Origin of the sequence: Klebsiella sp. RHBSTW-00484 (assembly GCF_013705725.1) — a bacterium.
GTDB lineage: Bacteria > Pseudomonadota > Gammaproteobacteria > Enterobacterales > Enterobacteriaceae > Klebsiella.
Map to the genome: position 1 here is coordinate 2711387 of NZ_CP055481.1, position 18859 is coordinate 2730245.

At 51.0% G+C, this 18859-nt stretch carries 18 protein-coding genes; 7 read left to right on the plus strand and 11 right to left on the minus strand.

What is annotated here, in order from left to right; genetic code table 11:
* Positions 1 to 6 precede the first annotated feature (6 nt).
* Both tkt and HV213_RS12880 read left to right on the plus strand, forming a co-directional pair.
* Entirely contained in the window at positions 7 to 2001 is a 1995-nt protein-coding gene (gene tkt, locus HV213_RS12875; RefSeq protein ID WP_181485963.1) for a transketolase, read from the plus strand.
* Positions 2002 to 2190: 189 nt separating this feature from the next.
* The gene (locus tag HV213_RS12880; protein ID WP_181485964.1) at positions 2191 to 2931 is read left to right on the plus strand and encodes a phosphatase; all 741 of its coding nucleotides are present in this window, start codon (positions 2191 to 2193) and stop codon (positions 2929 to 2931) included.
* 122 nt (positions 2932 to 3053) lie between these two features.
* On the opposite strand, the gene HV213_RS12885 is transcribed toward HV213_RS12880, so the two are convergent.
* The 6 genes from HV213_RS12885 to HV213_RS33235 form a co-directional block, all read right to left on the minus strand.
* The gene (locus tag HV213_RS12885; protein ID WP_181485965.1) at positions 3054 to 3443 is read right to left on the minus strand and encodes a PTS fructose transporter subunit IIB; all 390 of its coding nucleotides are present in this window, start codon (positions 3441 to 3443) and stop codon (positions 3054 to 3056) included.
* Entirely contained in the window at positions 3440 to 4294 is an 855-nt protein-coding gene (locus tag HV213_RS12890; RefSeq protein WP_181485966.1) for a helix-turn-helix transcriptional regulator, read from the minus strand. The genes HV213_RS12885 and HV213_RS12890 overlap by 4 nt, the downstream gene beginning before the upstream one ends.
* A gap of 1 nt (position 4295) precedes the next feature.
* Positions 4296 to 5315 (minus strand): PTS fructose transporter subunit IIC, encoded by a 1020-nt coding sequence (locus tag HV213_RS12895; RefSeq protein ID WP_181485967.1) that lies wholly within the window; start codon positions 5313 to 5315, stop codon positions 4296 to 4298.
* 23 nt (positions 5316 to 5338) lie between these two features.
* Positions 5339 to 7840 carry a phosphoenolpyruvate--protein phosphotransferase gene (gene ptsP, locus HV213_RS12900; RefSeq protein ID WP_181485968.1) on the minus strand — a complete coding sequence of 834 codons (2502 nt, stop codon included), beginning with the start codon at positions 7838 to 7840 and terminating at the stop codon, positions 5339 to 5341.
* 351 nt (positions 7841 to 8191) lie between these two features.
* Positions 8192 to 8404: a cold shock-like protein CspF gene (gene cspF, locus HV213_RS12905; protein ID WP_181485969.1), complete on the minus strand. Its 213-nt coding sequence runs from the start codon at positions 8402 to 8404 to the stop codon at positions 8192 to 8194.
* Between the two features lie 314 nt (positions 8405 to 8718).
* Positions 8719 to 8889 carry a YnfU family zinc-binding protein gene (locus HV213_RS33235; RefSeq protein WP_220138899.1) on the minus strand — a complete coding sequence of 57 codons (171 nt, stop codon included), beginning with the start codon at positions 8887 to 8889 and terminating at the stop codon, positions 8719 to 8721.
* Between the two features lie 481 nt (positions 8890 to 9370).
* On the opposite strand from HV213_RS33235, the gene HV213_RS12910 reads away from it, so the two are divergent.
* The 4 genes from HV213_RS12910 to HV213_RS12925 all read left to right on the plus strand — a co-directional run bounded on the left by HV213_RS12910 (position 9371) and on the right by HV213_RS12925 (position 13439).
* Positions 9371 to 10558, plus strand: a complete 1188-nt coding sequence (locus HV213_RS12910; RefSeq protein WP_181485970.1) for a trans-sulfuration enzyme family protein — start codon at positions 9371 to 9373, stop codon at positions 10556 to 10558.
* Positions 10551 to 11969, plus strand: coding sequence for a Na+/H+ antiporter NhaC family protein (locus tag HV213_RS12915; protein WP_181485971.1), 1419 nt, complete (start codon positions 10551 to 10553; stop codon positions 11967 to 11969). The genes HV213_RS12910 and HV213_RS12915 overlap by 8 nt, the downstream gene beginning before the upstream one ends.
* Before the next feature lie 26 nt (positions 11970 to 11995).
* Positions 11996 to 12382 carry a RidA family protein gene (locus HV213_RS12920; RefSeq protein ID WP_181485972.1) on the plus strand — a complete coding sequence of 129 codons (387 nt, stop codon included), beginning with the start codon at positions 11996 to 11998 and terminating at the stop codon, positions 12380 to 12382.
* A 64-nt stretch (positions 12383 to 12446) separates the two neighbouring features.
* Positions 12447 to 13439: a D-cysteine desulfhydrase gene (locus tag HV213_RS12925; protein ID WP_181485973.1), complete on the plus strand. Its 993-nt coding sequence runs from the start codon at positions 12447 to 12449 to the stop codon at positions 13437 to 13439.
* A gap of 155 nt (positions 13440 to 13594) precedes the next feature.
* On the opposite strand, the gene HV213_RS12930 is transcribed toward HV213_RS12925, so the two are convergent.
* The 3 genes from HV213_RS12930 to HV213_RS12940 all read right to left on the minus strand — a co-directional run bounded on the left by HV213_RS12930 (position 13595) and on the right by HV213_RS12940 (position 16269).
* A complete protein-coding gene (locus tag HV213_RS12930; RefSeq protein WP_181485974.1) occupies positions 13595 to 14905 on the minus strand; it encodes an L-cysteine desulfidase family protein in 1311 nt (436 codons plus the stop codon).
* Positions 14906 to 15186: 281 nt separating this feature from the next.
* The gene (locus HV213_RS12935; RefSeq protein ID WP_004102786.1) at positions 15187 to 15327 is read right to left on the minus strand and encodes a hypothetical protein; all 141 of its coding nucleotides are present in this window, start codon (positions 15325 to 15327) and stop codon (positions 15187 to 15189) included.
* A 261-nt stretch (positions 15328 to 15588) separates the two neighbouring features.
* Positions 15589 to 16269 carry a helix-turn-helix domain-containing protein gene (locus HV213_RS12940; protein ID WP_181485975.1) on the minus strand — a complete coding sequence of 227 codons (681 nt, stop codon included), beginning with the start codon at positions 16267 to 16269 and terminating at the stop codon, positions 15589 to 15591.
* Between the two features lie 403 nt (positions 16270 to 16672).
* Here HV213_RS12940 and HV213_RS12945 point away from each other — a divergent pair, with 403 nt between their 5' ends.
* Positions 16673 to 17224: a tyrosine-type DNA invertase gene (locus HV213_RS12945; protein ID WP_181485976.1), complete on the plus strand. Its 552-nt coding sequence runs from the start codon at positions 16673 to 16675 to the stop codon at positions 17222 to 17224.
* Positions 17225 to 17263: 39 nt separating this feature from the next.
* On the opposite strand, the gene HV213_RS12950 is transcribed toward HV213_RS12945, so the two are convergent.
* Positions 17264 to 17791, minus strand: coding sequence for a fimbrial protein (locus tag HV213_RS12950; RefSeq protein ID WP_181485977.1), 528 nt, complete (start codon positions 17789 to 17791; stop codon positions 17264 to 17266).
* Positions 17792 to 17836: 45 nt separating this feature from the next.
* Positions 17837 to 18847, minus strand: a complete 1011-nt coding sequence (locus HV213_RS12955) for a fimbrial protein (RefSeq protein ID WP_181485978.1) — start codon at positions 18845 to 18847, stop codon at positions 17837 to 17839.
* Between the last annotated feature and the right edge of the window lie 12 nt (positions 18848 to 18859).

Sequence of the window (18859 nt, forward strand, 5' to 3'; positions counted from 1 at the left end):
TTTTAAATGTCATCACGAAAAACCCTGGCCAATGCCATCCGTATGCTGAGCGTTGATGCCGTGCAGCGGGCGAACTCAGGCCATCCGGGCGCCCCTATGGGAATGGCGGATATTGCCGAAGTGCTGTGGCGAGATTTTCTCAACCATAACCCGACTAACCCCGCATGGGCCAACCGCGACCGTTTTATGCTCTCCAACGGCCACGGTTCGATGCTGATCTACAGCCTGCTGTACCTTACCGGCTACGATCTGCCAATGGATGAGCTGAAAAACTTCCGTCAGCTGCATTCGAAAACGCCGGGCCACCCGGAAGTCGGCTATACCCCCGGTGTGGAAACTACCACCGGGCCATTGGGTCAGGGGATCGCCAATGCGGTTGGCATGGCGATTGCCGAGAAAACCCTCGCGGCGCAATTTAACCGTCCGGGCCATGAAATCGTCGATCACTTCACATATGTCTTTATGGGCGATGGCTGCATGATGGAGGGCATTTCACATGAAGTGTGCTCACTGGCGGGGACGTTGAAGCTCGGTAAGCTGGTGGCGTTCTACGACGATAACGGCATCTCTATCGATGGCCACGTTGAGGGATGGTTCACCGACGATACCGCTAAACGCTTCGAGGCCTACGGCTGGCATGTGGTGCGCGGAGTTGATGGGCACGACCCTGAATCCATTCGTGCCGCGATTGATGTCGCAAAGTCGATTACCTCCATGCCGACGCTAATTATCTGCAAGACGGTGATTGGTTTTGGCTCGCCGCAGAAAGCGGGTACCCATGAGGTTCACGGCGCACCGTTGGGCGAGGACGAGGTGGCGGCGACGCGTGAGGCGCTGGGCTGGCCGCATCCGCCGTTTGTTATCCCTTCTGAGATAGCCGCACAGTGGGATGCTCGCAAATCAGGGCAGGCGAAGGAGGCTGCATGGAACGAGAAGTTTGCCGCCTACGCTCAAGCCTTCCCCGAGCTGGCTGGCGAATATACCCGCAGAATAAAGGGGCAACTGCCAGCAGACTTTGCCAGCAAGGCGCAGGCGTTTATTGAAAAATTACAGGCAAAACCGGCGAAAATTGCCAGCCGTAAAGCCTCGCAAAATGCGATTGAAGCCTTCGGTCCCTGGCTGCCTGAGTTCCTCGGCGGATCTGCGGATCTGGCACCGTCGAACCTGACCTTGTGGTCCGGCTCTAAAGCGATTAACGAAGACAGCGCCGGGAACTACATCCACTACGGCGTGCGCGAGTTCGGTATGACCGCCATCGCCAACGGTATTGCGCTGCACGGCGGCTTCCTGCCGTACACTTCGACGTTCCTGATGTTTGTCGAATATGCCCGCAACGCGGTGCGCATGGCGGCGCTGATGAAGCAGCGTCAGGTGATGGTTTATACCCACGACTCTATTGGCCTGGGTGAAGATGGCCCGACCCATCAGCCGGTCGAACAGATTGCTTCATTGCGCCTGACGCCGAACCTCAGCACCTGGCGTCCCTGCGATCAGGTGGAATCGGCGGTGGCGTGGAAATATGGCGTTGAGCGGCAGGATGGCCCGACGGCGTTGATTTTTTCCCGACAAAACCTGACCCAGCAGGAACGGACCTGGCAGCAGGTGCAGGATATCGCGCGCGGCGGCTATGTACTGAAGGATTGTGACGGGCAACCGCAGCTGATTCTTATCGCGACCGGATCGGAAGTTGAGCTGGCGGTAGCCGCATGGCAGCAACTGATGACTGAAGGTGTGAAGGCGCGGGTGGTCTCGATGCCGTCCACCGATGTCTTCGATAAACAGGATGCGGCGTATCGCGATGCGGTGCTGCCGCAGGCGGTGTCTGCGCGTATTGCCGTGGAAGCGGGGATCGCGGATTACTGGTTTAAATATGTTGGGCTGAACGGCGCGATTATCGGTATGCAGAGCTACGGTGAGTCCGCTCCGGCGGAACAGCTTTATCAGGAGTTCGGCATTACCGTTGAGGCGATGTTGCAGCAGGCAAAAGCGCTGCTGGCTTAATTTTTGACGGTCCCTTATACCCTAAATAATTCGAGTTGCAGGACAAGGCACTTGTGCCTTGAACAGCGCTTGCGCTGGCCCCGGAGGGGCGAGGCCCAGGGATGGGCCGAGTATTGCCAACGCACAAGCAACTTGAAGTATGACGGGTATATACGCTAAGGGGCAGCTTTTCATTAAGGGAGAGATAATATGTATCCCGTCGATCTTCATATGCATACCCTGGCCAGCACCCACGCCTACAGCACGGTGCATGACTATATCGCCGCTGCGGTGCGGAATCATATTCGCCTGATCGCCATCACCGACCATGGCCCGGAAATGGTTGATGCGCCGCATCCGTTCCACTTCAATAATTTGCGCGTACTGCCGCGGGTGGTTGATGGGGTCGGGATCCTGCGCGGTATTGAGGCTAATATCAAATCCGGCGGCGAGACCGATTGCAGCGACAAAATGCGCGCGTCGCTGGATTTAGTGATTGCCGGATTCCACAAGCAGGTGTTTGCGCCTGCGGACATTACCACCAATACCGATGCGCTGATTGCCGTGATAGCGAGCGGGAAGGTGCATATCATCAGCCACCCTGGTAATCCGGAGTATCCGATTGATATCCCGGCGGTGGTGGCCGCCGCCAAAGCCTGCGACGTGGCTCTGGAGGTCAATAATGCCTCTTTTGTCCTGTCGCGTCAGGGTAGTGAGGGGAACTGTCGCAAAATTGTTGCTGCCGTGCGCGACAGCGACGGACTTCTCTCGTTGGGTAGCGATTCACACAGCGCATTTTCGCTGGGGGATTTCAGCGCCTGCCAGCATCTGCTGGCGGAGGTGGATTTTCCGCCATCAAGAGTGCTGAACACCTCCGTGCGTCAGGTGCTGGCGTTTCTTGAACAGCGCGGTGGGGAGCGGATTGATGCGCTTTATGCGCTGCCGGGATGAAAAGCCTTGTGGGTTAAACCCTCTCCCTTAAAAAGGGAGAGGGAGTACGGCGTGCCCGTGCGGCTTTGAGGTTGGGCGGTTGTAGCCGGACAGGTGCGCAGCACCGCCTCCGGGAACTCCTTCTACAGGTCAATAACGTTGCCTCGCGGCAGATTTAAAGACTTGCGAATGGCGGCGATAACCTCCGCCGGTTTGAGCAGCAATGAGTTAATGCAGACGTTCAGAATACGACAGCCGTCAAAACGTGAGGGGTTATCGATCGTAATGTCGGAGGCAATAATTGCGAGCTCTGATTCGAAAATATCTTTATCGGTAATTGGGTTCTTGAGCCCCAGCACGCCCTGGGTCTCTATTTTGATCGTAAAGCGATACTGCTTCGCGAGTTTCTCCAGTTGCTCCGCGGCCATATAGGTGTGCGCCACGCCGGTCGCGCATGCGGTCACCGCCACAATATGCAGATTCCGTTCGCTGGAGAAGGGCTGAATCTCATCTCTTCCTGCACGAGTGGTCATATGCTTGCTCCCTTATTTTTGCGCCGGTACTCAAGCGGCGTACAGTCGTTAATATCGCGAAATACCTTGCAGAAATAGTTGGTATCAGTAAAACCGCACTTCTCTGAAACCTCGTTTATTTTCAGATTGGTATTGGTTAGCAGTGCTTTTGAACGCGAGATGCGTGCTAACTTGAGATATTCATTGAATTTCACGTCTGACTCCTTCGAAAACAGACGCGACAGATAGCCGGGAGAGATATTAAAGGTTTCGGCGACGCTCTCCCGACTAATGTCCGTATGGTAGTGGCTATCAATATGGCCTTTAATTTCATCCAGTAGCGAAAAGGGCCCTCGCGGGTTATTCAGGCCATCGGTAATTTGGTATAGCAGGTCGTTAAGCAGCGCATAGACGATATGGGCAAAGGTCTCGCCGGTATTGTCCTGCGCCCACGCCAGGGATTCGGCCAGCTCAAGCAGCCGGTCGCGAACCGAACTGCTGGAGTTTTGCAGGTTATATTTCTCCACTTCTTTAAACTGCGTACCGTCCCAGTTGCTGATGCTAAAACCGACATCCTGCTTCCAGAAAACAATCGACATGCAAATAACCGGGCTTTCCCACTGCGGTGAGTTCCAGCTGTTGGCGGGAATATAGGTAATGGTGCCGACCGGGCGTTCATATTTAACGATTCTGTCCGCCCCTTTCGGCAGCAGCATACTGAGCGCCCCTTTTACCGTCAGCTCGATGCGCGGCACGTGCAGATGATAGGCCATCGCCGGGGCCTGCGCGTTGCCGTTGGCCACCAGCACGCTCTCGTTAGTGGCGCACTGGTTACTGAATTCACTGAGGATCGATTGAATAAACGTAGCCATATTATGCCCGTGGTTTCATAACGGTCTTTAAGACCTTGACCGCAACTGCGGTTGTGATGGTCCCGGCGATCACCGAAACGATATAGCCAAAATGGTTACTGACCACCGGTAATACAATCAGCCCGCCCCACGGGGCGGCGTTGGTTGCCCCAAACCATAAAGAAAGGACGGCGGCGACCGCGCTGCCGAGCATAATCGCCGGGATCACCCGTACCGGATCCGCTGCCGCAAACGGGATCGCACCTTCGGTGATGCCGACAAAACCCATGATCACCGCGGGCTTCCCGGCTTCCCGCTCTACATCATTAAAAATGTCTTTAAACAGAAAGGTCGCCAGCGCCAGCCCCAGCGGCGGCGTGCAGTCGGCGGCGGCCACTGCGGCCATAAGCTGCGGATTGGTCGAGATCAGGGCGACGGCAAAGAAAAAGGCGGTTTTGTTCATTGGCCCGCCCATATCGACGGCAATCATACAGCCCAGAATGGTACCGAGAATAATGAACGAGGCCCCCTGCATATTGCCAAGCCAGACGCTAAGCCACTTCATGACCCCGGCAATCGGGTCGCCAATAATGTAATAAACCGCCATTCCGGTCACGAACGTGCCAATCAGTGGAATAATAAAAATCGGCAATATCATGCGCAGGAAGTGAGGAATATTGAGCCGGGCAATCAGATTAAGCAGGAGGTAGACCACCAGTCCGGCAATAATCCCGGAAAGCATGCCGCCTAAAAAGCCAGCGCCCATTTGATACGCCATTAACCCGCCGATGGCGCCCGGCGCGATGCCCGGTTTATCGACCATTGAATAAGCGATAAAACCCGACAGAATGGGGATGAACAGGGTTAATCCCGCCATCCCAATTTGCGACATCGCTTTCAAAAATCCGCGATCCGGCACGGCGGCTTCACCGTTAAACATTACCGCCAGCGCCAGCAGCACGCCTCCGGCCACCACGAATGGGATCATGTACGACACGCCGGTCATGAAATGCCGCTTGGTATTTTTTAATAGTTTTAACATGTCAGCCTCATAACGTTTGGTGATCAGAAGGCCAGAGTTCTGGATATCAGGTTGTAGAGTGCTTTTGGGTTTTTCATTTCTTTGACCAGACTGACAAATTCATCATTCATCAGCATGCGCGCCAGGGTGGAGAAATATTTCATATGCTCATTATCCTGCGCGGAATTGCTGATCGTCAGCATAAACAGGGTGTCTACCATCACGCCGCCCCAGGCTATCGGCTGCTTAAGCGTTGCGACGCTAATAGCAGAGTCGTGGATGTAGTCCGTTTGGGCGTGGGGGATGGCAAACCCCGAGCCGACAACGGTAGGAAAAGGCACTTCCCGGGCCCAGATGTCGTCACATAGTCTGTCACGCTCATCGGTACGCTCACGCAGCCACAGGTTATCGACCATCATTTTGATCGCTTCGTTTTTATCGGCGGCGTCAATATTCCACAGGATCATCTCCGGTGACAGAAGCGGTTTTTTCGCCGCTCCGCCGCCCGAGCTTTGCAGTATGGCTTTGACCTGGTCTGCGCGTTGGCTCGCGAGCAGGGTTTGCGTTAGCGTCTGGCAACCGGCAACGTTAAGCTTTCTGAGCGCATTTTTAATCCTTGGGATTGCGGCGCAGTTCATACTCAATTCATCAAAACCGATGCCGATGAGCAGGGGGAGAATAGGGGCGTCGGCGGCCAGTTCGCCGCAAAGCCCGATCGGTTTACCGGCGCGATGAGCTTCGCTGACCGCAAACTGCAGGGCGCGTAAAAAAGGCGGCGCGTAGCTGTCGTAGAGGCTCTTTACCTGAGCATTTCCCCGGTCGGCGGCGAAAAAGTACTGCGTCAGGTCGTTACTGCCAACGCTGAAAAAATCGGCGTATTCGGCCATTTCCGCCATTGCGAACAGCACCGAGGGAACTTCCAGCATGATACCGAGCGCGATCGCTTCATCGAATGCCAGCCCTTCACCGCGCATCTCCTGCTTGACCGACTCCAGTACCTCCCGGCACCAGAGAAGTTCTTCAACTCGCGTAATCATCGGCAACATGATTTTGGCCTGACCTGCCGCCGATGCGATAAGAATCGCCTTCAACTGGGCGGCGAAAAGGTCGCGATAGTGCGGATAGGTACGCACTGCCCGGAAGCCGAGAAACGGGTTCTTTTCTTTGTCGCTGCTAAGGTATTCGACGGGCTTATCACCGCCGATGTCAAAAGTGCGAAAGATAACCGTTTTACCCGCAGCCAGAATGATCACCTGTGTGTAAAGGTCGGCCAGCTCCTTGCAGGTGGGGGGCGTATCGCGGCCCATAAAGGTTATCTCAGTGCGAAACAGCCCGATGCTTTGTGCGCCATTATCAAAGGCGGCCTGCGCTTCGGCGAGGCTGGCAATGTTTGCCGCGATCTCAATGCGCTGCCCGTCGCCGGTCTGTGCTGGCGTTGAAGCGTTTGCCCGTAATAACTGCTGCATGGCCTGCTGTACGGCAATTTCCTGGCGGTAATAGCGCAGCGTCTTCTCATCTGGATGGGTAATCAGAATTCCGGGCTCGCCATCAATAATTATCTGCCGCTCAGGCTCAAGCTTGAGCGACGACATATCGATATCGGTCAAGGTTGGAATACTTAATGCGCGCGCCAGGATTGCCGTGTGCGATGTTTTTCCCGTGGACGATAACACCAGGCCGGCGATCCGGTTTTTGTCGAGAGCCAGAAACTGGCTGGGAGTCAGGTGGTTGGCGAACACAATCGCCGGTTCGTTGAGCGTAAGCGGCGAGTGTGCCAGCGCCTGTTCGCCATACAGCGTGCAAATAAGCTGTGTAGCGATGTCGAGGATATCCAGCGTTCGCTCCTGAATATAATGGCTGGATGAGCGCTCAAGCATGTGGCAAAAATCGAGAGCCGCCTGAGCGATGGCGGACCAGGCATTGATATTGTTACTAAGATAACCGATCGCCTTATCCCGAAAGGTCATGTCGGTAATTAGCGAGAGATGGGCTTCGATAAGCTCGCGTTCAACGCCGTGGGTTTGTCCAAGGGCCGTCTCTTTCTCTGCGCGCAAAGCGTCTAAACCAGCGATGAGTCGGGCCGTTTCATCTTCAAGGTGATCAACGTGGCCCGGATTTTGCTCGATGATGTCGGCGAACGTGAGGCTTTGCACTACCCTTGGTTTGGCGATCGCCGCGCCTTTATTGATGCGGGTTCCCTGAATAACCTGCGGGTTCAGCTCCCGCAGGCAGCGGGGCAGATAGCCCAGGCTGGTCACCGGTGCAGGTGCAAGGCTAAATGTCGGCAGGTCGCAAAGCAGAGCGTGAAGTTGTGCGGCGGCGTTCTGTTCATCATTGCCGCTCAGTGAGATACGACATTCGTCGTTTAACAGCGTGTCGGTAGCTATCAGCGAAAGGGCGCTTTTCGCGTTGGCCTGGAGGCCGGTGCGGGTGTTCTCCCAGTCGATAGTGGCCTGGAATAAATGACATAATCGCGCGATGTATCCAGCAGGCCTGGCGTGTATACCTTCACTTAGCTCGCATATATAAGTTAGGACCACCGCCATTTCGACTCCTGAGCGCTTTCGTGCACGACAATGAACTGCTGGATCCCGCTATCTTTCCCTGTTCGTACTGGTGATGACATAGTAAAAAAGTCACCTTTACTTAAAAATAGTGACCTGATTGTGATTTTGTGACTTTTGTCATATTTATCGCTGATGAAAACATTGAGTACTGAATTGATTTAAAATGCTTTTTACTTTTCTGCTTTTGCAATGGGTTTGCGAGATTGGTCACAAATTTAAAGCAATAAGAGAGGAGAGCGAACGGGGGGGAACCGCCAACAATCTGGGCAAAAAACACGTCGGTATTACCAAGGCAAGGCATCAGTAAAAACAGATGCTTTTTAATATGGTTTAAGAAAGATAGACGTTTGCTGCAGTTGGGCCCCGCAGTCCGTTTACCCGACGAAATTCGACGCGGATACCGGGGCTGATGGTGGTGGGTTCACCTGGGGATAATGCGGAAATGTGGACCTGAACGTCTTTACGACCATCAGAAGGGACTATCAGGCCTTTGCCTGTTTTATTATCGAATGTTTTGACAATACCTGTCATTTTTTGGAACAAATAAATACCTTTTAAATGTGAAAATCGACATAACTATACCCTAAATAATTCGAGTTGCAGGATAAAACGATTCATCGTTTTGAACAGCGCTTGTGCTGGCCCCGAAGGAGTGAGGCTGAATCACGCGGCTAACGCATATGTAACTTGAAGTATGACGGGGATATACAGTAGGCAAACGAGAAGTCTATTCATGTTGAAATAAAACCCGCGTGCTTGCGGGCTTTCTCTTAGCCAAAATAGCGTAAAAAGCGTCATCTGTGTTGTCTGATTATTGCTCAATCACGCGTTACAATCGGTAGTTGGCAAGGGATAAATTAAGCGGCAGTTCTTGTTGAAGACTGGAAAAGTTTATGGCAGTAGGGGCAAATGAGTTGAGCACCTTTTTGTACTCGACTGAAGCTGTGTTCTGAGTCCTGGGAGCAGTTAGGACAGTTGCATTTTACGAGATAATTACGGCGAGTTTTAGAGTCTTTGCGTTCTGACATATGATATTTCCTGATCTATGGAGTTAAGACCATACCTCATTTCCGCATAAATAGCTCTAACTGATTCTCGGTTGCATTCGATTGTGCGGCTTACGCTGTGATCAATTGATGACAGAAATAGTTTTTACGTACAGGACGTTGCGAAAGAGTAAAATTCCCCCTAATTTTTTGTGATTTAAATCACCATTTAAAATGGATGTGTTATTTATCATGGTGTTAGTGATATCATGTGTTTGCGATCAGAGAACAATTTTCTCCATATTCGCCTGATTAGAGGGAAAATAGGTAAGATTTTCTTCCCCGCCTAATATACATTTTAACTGTGGTTGAAGGATGCAAATCACTATGTTGATGATGAAATGGCCATCTATTATCTGGCCATTAAACGAAGTTTTGGCTGCTGTTTTATACGCCGACTTTGCTAACCAAAAAAATATAAGCTCACGATATTTTATGACTAATAATAGTTTGAGTGTACCCTATGAAAAATAGAACTATAGATATTGCCACCCTGGCCGTTCATGCTGGAAATCAATCCGATCCAGTAAATAACGCTATATTTACTCCGATTGTGACCGCCAGCTCTTTTATTCAACCTAATCTTTATGAAGGCGGCGATTTTTGCTATTCCCGCGTTTCTAACCCAACACGCACAGCTTATGAGTCAGCGCTCGCGGAACTGGAAGCAGGTATTTATGCTACCGCCACCGCGTCTGGAATGGCGGCAACGAACATTGTTATGGAGTTACTGCCGAAGGATGCGCATATTATCGCGATGAAAGGCGTATATGGCGGCACCTGGCGACTGTTTGAAAAACTGAAGACATTAACTACCGGGGCGACTATTTCCTATGTCGACCTTAATGATGAGGTGAGCCTGGTTAATAGTATTCAAGAGAATACGGCTTTAATCTGGATCGAAACGCCGACCAATCCACTACTTGAGCTGGTCGATATTGATAAGGTTTGTCGCATTGCTAAAGAATACGCAATCCTCACCTGTGTCGATAATACTTTTGCCAGCGCCTGGAATCATAAACCGCTCGAGATGGGGGCTGATATGGTGATGCTCTCCACCAGTAAATATATCGGGGGACACTCAGATTTAATTGGCGGTGCGGTGATCACCAATAATGAAGTATTAGCAGGGCGGCTCGACTTTATCAAAACCACTATCGGCTCAATTGCTTCGCCTTTTGATGCCTATCTCGCACTGCGTGGTATGAAAACGCTGGATCTGCGCATGGAACGTCAGTGCAGTAACGCGTTGCGTATTGCTCAATATCTCGAAAACCACCCGGTGATTGCCAGTGTTTATTACCCTGGCCTGCCGTCACACCCGCAGCATCAATTGTGCAAGAAGCAAATGCGTTCAGGCGGCGCGGTAGTGACTGCGACCTTAAAAGGCGACATTCAGAGCCTGAAGCAATTTATCAGTGGTCTGCACTATTTTGTGCTGGCGGAGTCGCTGGGCGGCGTGGAGAGCATGATTAACCATTCGGCCTCCATGTCGCATGGGGCGATGTCAAAAGAAGAGCGCGAGGCTATTGGCGTCTATGACACCACGCTGCGTTTTTCCGTCGGCATTGAACATGTTGATGACTTAATTCAGGACCTGGACATCGCCTTCGACGGTATGGACATCAAACAGGATAACCATCATGCATGACTATGGCATCTGGACGATCATTACCCCGCTGGTCACTATTATTCTGGCAATCCTGACCCGCCAGGTGATCCTCTCGCTGCTGACCGGTATTTTTGTCGGCTATGCGGTGATTAACCACAGTATTATTCAAGGCGTTGGCGGTACCCTGAACGGGATTATCGAAACCTTTGCGTCCGCAGGTAATGCGCGAACTATTATTTTTATGGTGATGATCGGCGGCATTATGCGGCTGATCGTCGTCACCGGCGGCGTGCGCAAGCTGGTGCAATATCTCTCGGAGAAAAACGATTTTGTCACCAATAAGAAGTCGGTTCAGCTGCTGGCGATGGTGGTCACATCGTTAATTTTTATCGAAAGTTCGATTAACCAGCTTATTGCCGGCGCCTCGACTAAAAACCTTGCCCGGCGCTATAAAGTCTCGCCGGAAAAGATGTCCTATATTATCCAGACATCCTGCGTCTCGGTCTGTTCATCGGTGATGATCAATGGCTGGGGGGCGGCAATGATGGGGGTTATCGGCGTACAGATTGCGCAGGGCTATCTGACCGGTGAGCCTTTTGAAGTGCTGGCCAGCTCAATGGTCTGGAATACGATGGCCTGGTTTTCATTAGCCTCGGTGCTCTTTTACATCCTCTCCGGCTGTAGCTGGGGACCCATGAAAAAGGCGGAAGTGAAGTTTGAAACCACCCTGACGGAAATAGAACAGGATCAGGGGGAAGATGAAGCGGACCCGGTTATTGATCACCCGGCATGTCACTCCAAGCTCAACTTCTTTATTCCGATTCTGTCCACCGTATTAATGGTGCCCGTGGTGCTGTATATCACCGGCGACGGACAGTTTTCCAAAGGCAGTGGCTCTATGTCGGTCTATTCCGGCGTGATGTTCGGTACCGTGGTCTCTTTTGTCTGGTTCAGAGTGCGCGGTATTCTCAACGTTGAGAACTTTTTCAAAGAGCTGTACATCGGCTATGCCAGCATGGTCAAAATTAGCTCAATTATGATTCTGGCCTTCCTGATGGGGCATATTTCGGCGGAGCTGAACACCGGGCAGTATATTGCCTCGATTACCTCCGGCGTTATTCCATCCGGTTTCTCGATTGGCTTTATCTTCCTGATTGCAGCGGTAATGTCGCTGGCGACGGGCACCTCCTGGGGAACCTTCGCTATTATGATCCCGATTGGCGTTCAACTGGGCGTGTCATTAGGTATTGACCCGCACTTTATGATCGGCGCGGCTATTTCCGGTTCAATTTTCGGCGACATGACTTCACCTATCTCCAGTGACGCTATCGTCGCATCGATGGCGACCAACTGCGACCACATTGAACATATCCGTACCCAGATGCCTTATGCACTGGTGACGGGAGGTCTGGCGCTAATTGTCTATTTAATTGTTGGGTTTACCCTCTGACACTAAACGTGATTTAAGGATTGACGATGACTAAGATTATTACGACTGAACAGGCTCCGGAAGCGATTGGCCCTTATATTCAGGGGGCGCGAACCGGTAATTTCATTTTTACTTCGGGTCAGTTGCCGATTAATCCGCAAACCGGAAATATTCCTGAGTGCGCTGAAGGTCAAACCCGCCAGAGCCTGGAGAATGTTCAGGCGATTATCGAAGCCGGTGGGCTAACGGTTGGTGATATTTGCAAGGTCACTATTTTTGTCAAAGACCTGAACGAGTTTGCCGCGATTAATAATGCCTATGCTGAATTTTTCACTCAGCGCAATGCCTCTTTCCCGGCGCGTTCTTGCGTGGAAGTCGCCCGGTTGCCAAAAGACGTCAAAGTAGAAATTGAGGCCGTGGCCTCTCAGAGCTAATCGAGCATCAATAAGACTCTACGGCGGCTGATGGCCGCCGTTTTTTTGAGAAAGGAAAGCGTCTATGTCCGTAAAGGAGTTTTTGAATACGTTACCGCGCGTAGAGTTGGTCGGTGGCGTTACGCCTGTTCAGCATTTGAAGCGCCTGTCGGAATATTTGCAGCGCGATATCTATATTAAACGCGATGATGTTTCGCACCTTGGCATGGGCGGCAACAAGCTCAGAAAACTGGAGTTTCTGGCGGCAGATGCCATTAGCAAAGGTTACGACACGCTGGTGACCGCCGGGGCGATTCAGTCCAATCACGTACGCCAGACCGCGGCAGTGGCGGCGCATCTGGGGCTAAAATGCGTGGCGCTGCTCGAAAACCCAATTCAAACCACAGAATCCAACTATCTCTACAATGGTAACCATCTGTTGTTTAGTCTGATGGGCTGCCAGGTTGAAATGGTTGATGAGCTTAATGACCCGGATGCACAGTTGCAGGTGCTTAGCGACCAGCTTTCGGCAAAAGGTGCGAAACCCTATATTGTTCCCGTTGGCGGCTCGAATGCGCTGGGTTCATTGGGCTACGTTGATTGCGCTTTAGAAATCGCTGAACAGTGCGACCAAATGAGCCTCAATGTTCAGTCCGTCGTGGTGCCATCAGGGAGCGCGGGGACGCATGCCGGGCTGGCGGTGGGTTTTGCTCACTGCCAGCCTGATATGGAGGTCGTAGGGGTCACGGTTTCTCGCCAGGTTGGCGATCAGCAGCCTAAGGTTGAGAAGCTGCAGCGCGAGTTATCCGCTATGTTGAAGGTCGAGTCACTGTCGCCGTTGACGCTATGGGATGACTATTTCGCACCGCGTTACGGGATGCCGAATACTGAGGGGATGCACGCGGTGGAGTTGCTGGCGCGGTTGGAAGGGATCATGTTAGATCCTGTTTATACTGGCAAGGCAATGGCTGGTTTGATTGATGGCGTGAAAAGGTCGCGGTTCGCCGGTAACGGGCCGTTGATGTTTATGCATACCGGCGGTGCCCCGGCGCTGTTTGCCTATCATCCTCACGTTTAGCCAGCATTTTAAACATGAGTTTGAACCACCCTGATGCCTACGGGCCGGGGTGGTTTTTTATGCGTAATCGCAGGGAGATAAAACGAGTGTGCGTATTTTTGCCGGGCGGCGGTTGACGCCTCGCCCGGACAACAGCTCAGGCTTGAGTAGACAGTTTAATACCGTTTATGCGCCATGATTTCGATGATTTGCCGGTCGGTATGCTGCATGGCGCGTCCAGCGATATCACAAAGATTGCGGATGGAATTTTCCACGTCGCGCTCAACAATTCCGTCATTCCCCGAGACCACCGAGTTATCCAGCGCCAGCAAAATGGCTTTCCAGGCAGAAGAGATACTGGTCGATACTTTCATTGAACAACTGCTGGAAGCGCCATCGCAAATCATGCCGCTGACGTCGCCAATCATGTTATTCACTGCCATGGCGATGTTGTCAAAGTTGCCGTCCATTAACCAGATAATCCCCGCCGCAGCACCCATCCCGGCGGTGGTGGTCGCGCACAGCGCCGACAGCCTTGGGAGTTTGCAATGGATATAGATAGCCACCAGATGTGAAAGCGCCAGCGCGCGGACCAACTGCTGCGGGCTGGCATTGAGACGCTCGGCTGCCACCACCACCGGCATGGTGGCGGTGATCCCCTGGTTGCCGGAGCCGGAATTTGTCATTGCCGGTAGCGTCGCGCCGCCCATTCTTGCATCTGACGCGGCGCTGGTTCGGTAGAGGATCTCGGTAAAAATGTCGTCGGAAACGAGGCCCTTATCGACCTGACGTTTGAGCGTTGGGCCGATGTGCAGGCCCCAGTCTTTAGACAGACCTTTCTTCGACAGGGCGTTGTTCATTGAGCCGGCGTCGAGAATAAAGTCGAGCTCTTCGCAAGGAACGACGCTAATGAAGTCATAAATGTCGCGCAGTGAACTGTGGGCGAGTTGTTCCAGCGGATTGATGATGTCGTCACTGACCAGGCTTTCGTCTTTGATAAACAAAGGCTGACCCATTTTTTCAATCGAAACTACGTTGGTGTGGTCGCCAACAATGGTGACCGTGGCGTGCTGATCCCCGGCGTAGACCCTGGCGCGAACGTAGAGTATTTCATCACAGGGATCCTGCAATACCACGCGCACGGCTCCGACTTCCAATAATGCTCTGGCGGCATCAATTTCCCGTTGGGTGGCTTTTTTCAGCACTTCGAGCTTCGCCTGAGGATCGCCGGCGATAGCGCCCAGGGCGGCCGCAATGGGCAGACCGGTCATTCCGGTACCCGGGATAGTCACGCCCATACCGTTTTTCATTAAATTCGGTGATACCGCAGCTTCGATACGCACAATCGCGCCGGACAGGTGCTGCACCGCGACGGCGCAGGCGAGGGCGACCGAGACCGGTTCGGTGCAGCCTAAAGCGGGTTTAACTTCCTGTTTTAGAGCATTAATGAAGATATTCCATTTAACGCGGCTTTCCCGGTGTGACATGACTGAGCCTCTGGGTCGGTACAGAAAAGTGTGCGTCGAGCGATGGCGTGATTTCTCGACGTTGATGTGCGCCTGTGGGCCGCGTTTGTCAATACGACCGGCAGGAACGATAGTGGGAATATTAGCGCACTCGGCAGAGAAAAAAGTTGCTAGTTAAGTCTGTAAAACAGAGTGTTAGGAGGAAAATTTTCTTCTTTTTGGTGAACAATAGAAGTTTTTTTACCGTGTCCGATCGGCGATAGGGGAGATAAAAAAAACCGGCAGGGCTGCCGGTTTTGCAATTAGATTTTGCAGGCGTCGCCGCAGTCGTCATCGGCAACGATTGCCTGGGCTTTTTTGTCAGCATCTTCAAGGCGTTCAGCGTTACGTTCTTGCGCTTCTTCCAGGCCGCTAAAAACCAGGTTGTCGAGATCAATTTCCATGAGTTACCCATTTAAGTTCAGTTTTGACCGTAAGCAAGTATAGGTAAATCGGTCAGCGGATGCACCTGGCGTGAGCGTGGACAGCACATACCGGTAAGCGCGATTCTTTATTTGATAACCAGAGATTAAAGACTGGAATACTTGCCATTCTATTTTGCCGGTCAACAGGAGTTGTTGGCCGGCAGTGTTTGCGTAGAGGTTCTGCGGGTTTTATCAGCGACGTAACCGCACATGAGCGCAGAGATATCACTATCAGTGGAGTTATTCTGTAAGGTCGAATTCCTTAAGACGTTGTGGTAGCTGATGGATAGCAATAAGAACACCGCGCGAGAGGTGGATAGCCCCCTGATCTTTTAACTTTGCCAACGTACGCATTACGCCGCTACGTGATAAAAATGTGCGTGAGAGAATGTAGTTTGCAGCAGTGATTTTATGCCTAATCTCCTCTGGTTCATTATTTAACTCGACTAATTGATGGAGGATGATTTCATAGCAAGAGAGTTTTGAAACCTTAAAACAGTGTGAGTAAACTTTTGCTGAAGAGTATTCCAGCAGGCGCGAAACGTTTTCCCATAGTTGATGCTCGGCGATAATTTTATACGCGTTTTCAATAGAGATTAATCCAATAATTGATGTTTCCTGAGTGCGTAGATAAATATGACGGGAGAAACGCAATTGACTATTCATACCAAATATAAACGGACCAGATTCGGAGTTGATGATCAGACCATCGTTGCTGCGATACAAAGCCATCGTACCACTGAATAAAATTAAACATTGCTGCTGATTTTCCCTCATTATGCCGATGTTTCGTCTTTTTTCCATTAACAATTTGTTACATTTGGCTTCCATGAATAGAATGAGTTGTTCGATGTCATATAGGGGTTTATTGATTGTACGAAGCAGATCGGTGTCATTTTGTATGCGAGGTATGATTTCCATGTGTTTGTTTTCCTTCTAAAAAAAGAGAACTCCCAAAAATAACAAATAGTAGAAAAAACATTATCAATGACTCTGTGTAGATTGATAAGACTCTATTTAGTCTACACATAGACCCGAAACATCTTGCTGGGGAAGTGGAGATAAGCTAAATATTAATTGTGTTGACAGAAAAGCAATCATTAACACCTTTCAGACTGCTTTAATTTTGAGTTTTATAATTTAAATTGATTTGGACTATCCTTAGTTGATGATTTTTTCTGGTAATGATATTAATAATTATTAGATGAGTGTGGTGTATGTAGTCATAAAGGATTGCTCGACAGTGGGTAGATAGTAGCCATGAGCAGAGTCAATACAGGAGTCATGTTCCTGATGCTCCTTTAAAAATACCGTCAGGTCGGCTATGAAAAAACGAAAATATTTGAGCAAAAAGGAAGTAGATGCTTTAATCCACGCATCACAGCAGCAGGAAAATACGTTGCGTGATTATTGCATGCTACTCATGTGTTTTATTCACGGGTTACGCGTCAGTGAGCTGCGATTTTTAAAAGTTAGCGATATTGATTTTTCCGGCCAGCGAATAGCTATACGGCGTTTAAAAAATGGTTTTTCAACAGTTCATCCTCTGCAGCCCAGAGAACAACTTGCACTTAAACAGTGGCTGGTTAAACGAGCGGGATGTTTAAATGCAGACCTTCCCTGGCTTTTTCTTTCGCGCATAGGCACGCCGCTATCGCGTCAGCATATTCATTCAATGATGCGCAATTATGGCGTGCAGGCGGGAATTCCCATCCCCGTTCACCCACATATGTTACGTCATGCTTGCGGTTATGCGCTGGCGGAAGAGGGTGTAGATACGCGACTGATTCAGGATTATTTGGGTCATCGTAATATTCAACATACCGTACTGTATACCGCCAGTAATCCGGCGCGGTTTAAAGTCATTATCCTTTAAATATTAATGAAACCTGGCTCCGTAAGAGCCAGGCAAGATTTAATTATAAGTGAAATTCATTATTACCATCGAACTGATATTCCCGGCCGTTGCGCCGCCTGTGGTGCTATAGAGGCGTGCTTGCATATCGAATGTAGCTCTATTATTACTGTCGACATTAACCGACAAGAATTGACCATTACCGGCATTAACTGAGCCGGTAACTCGCTGGAGTTCAATGGCAACATTACGTGAGTTGTCTGGCTGGCTTATATTGGCATATAATTTATTATCAATGCTGTCTATGGGGCCGGAAAAATGAGCGGTGACTTTGGATGTCCCGGTAGGGCAATCCCTCAATGTTACATTGAATTTTTTCCAGTCGGAATAGGAACTTGCCTCACTCAATTTTTGACTGGGGATATTCTGCCCCAGGTTAATGCTATGAATGCCATTGTTCTCAAGAGTGCAGGAGGAGGCTATGATATCCCCGCTAATATAAATTGTGACATCGGCAGCGTATGTGGGCCACGGTAACGAAATTGCCATAAATATAGTTATGACGACAGGGCTGGCGATAATTCGCATTATCGACTCCTTATTAACAGGTTATAAATATGGGGCGGAATATTTTCAGTTGTACATCATCGTTAAGGTTGCAACCGCATTGGCGCTTCCCGGTAAGATCTCCGGTGTATCCTGGTAATAGCGAAAAGTTAAAGGCAGGGCTATTGACGCTCCAGCTTCCGGGATATGCCCGACCGGAAAGAAAGTATCAAATTGCACGGGATTGCCGTTATATAACACCTGCACGCCAAATCCTTGCGCAACGCCAGTTTCATTGGTTAAGGCTATTATGCCGTTTGTCGTAGAGAGATAACGCTGACTACTGATTGAGGTATTCACCGTGACCTTATCATCACATCTCACCGGGATATTCAGGGTCTGTTCTGCGCTTGTGCTACCAGGGCCGGAGAATTGACTGACTGGAATGGTGCCCATCACAACATTTAACGTTGAAGGTACGGTACAGCTCACCGCTTTATAGATGATATCCCCTGTATAGCTTATGTAGTTTTGCGGCCCTTGATTGCCAATACCGAGGCCGGTGTCGTAAACCCCCATACCGAATTGAGTCTGGGCGGCGTCCAGCGTGCCGCTAATGGCGGTATCAGCCGTTTTCACCAGCGTTAATTTAACTGTATACCCGAAGGTCATTGAGGCGTCGGTAGAGATATACCCCAGAGCATCTGCGCGTGTATCGCATTGACGGCCTGCGCCTTTAATTCTGCGGCCCGCGCTATTTTGTAGCGCAATGCCAATACCCTCAACGCCCGTTTTATAGACCCCAGGAAAGCCAGCGATTTCCGTGCCGGTGCCGTAGTAGCAGGCAATAATGGGGTGCCCTGGTGTGACGGGTGCCCAGCCGACCCGGTTTTTACAGCTGCCGCTGAAGGTGTAGTCTCGTTGGGTACCGGGAATATCGCTACCAACCGGCAGCGCCCTTGATACCGCAATTCTTGAAAGCTGCTGGGTATAGGGTGTCGGGGGCGAACTGGGACAAAAGTTATTTGCCGCATGGGCGGCGGGTACTGCTCCTGCTGCCAGTATCGCGAGTACAAAGGGGAACGTTAATCTCTTCATGTCGCCATGCTC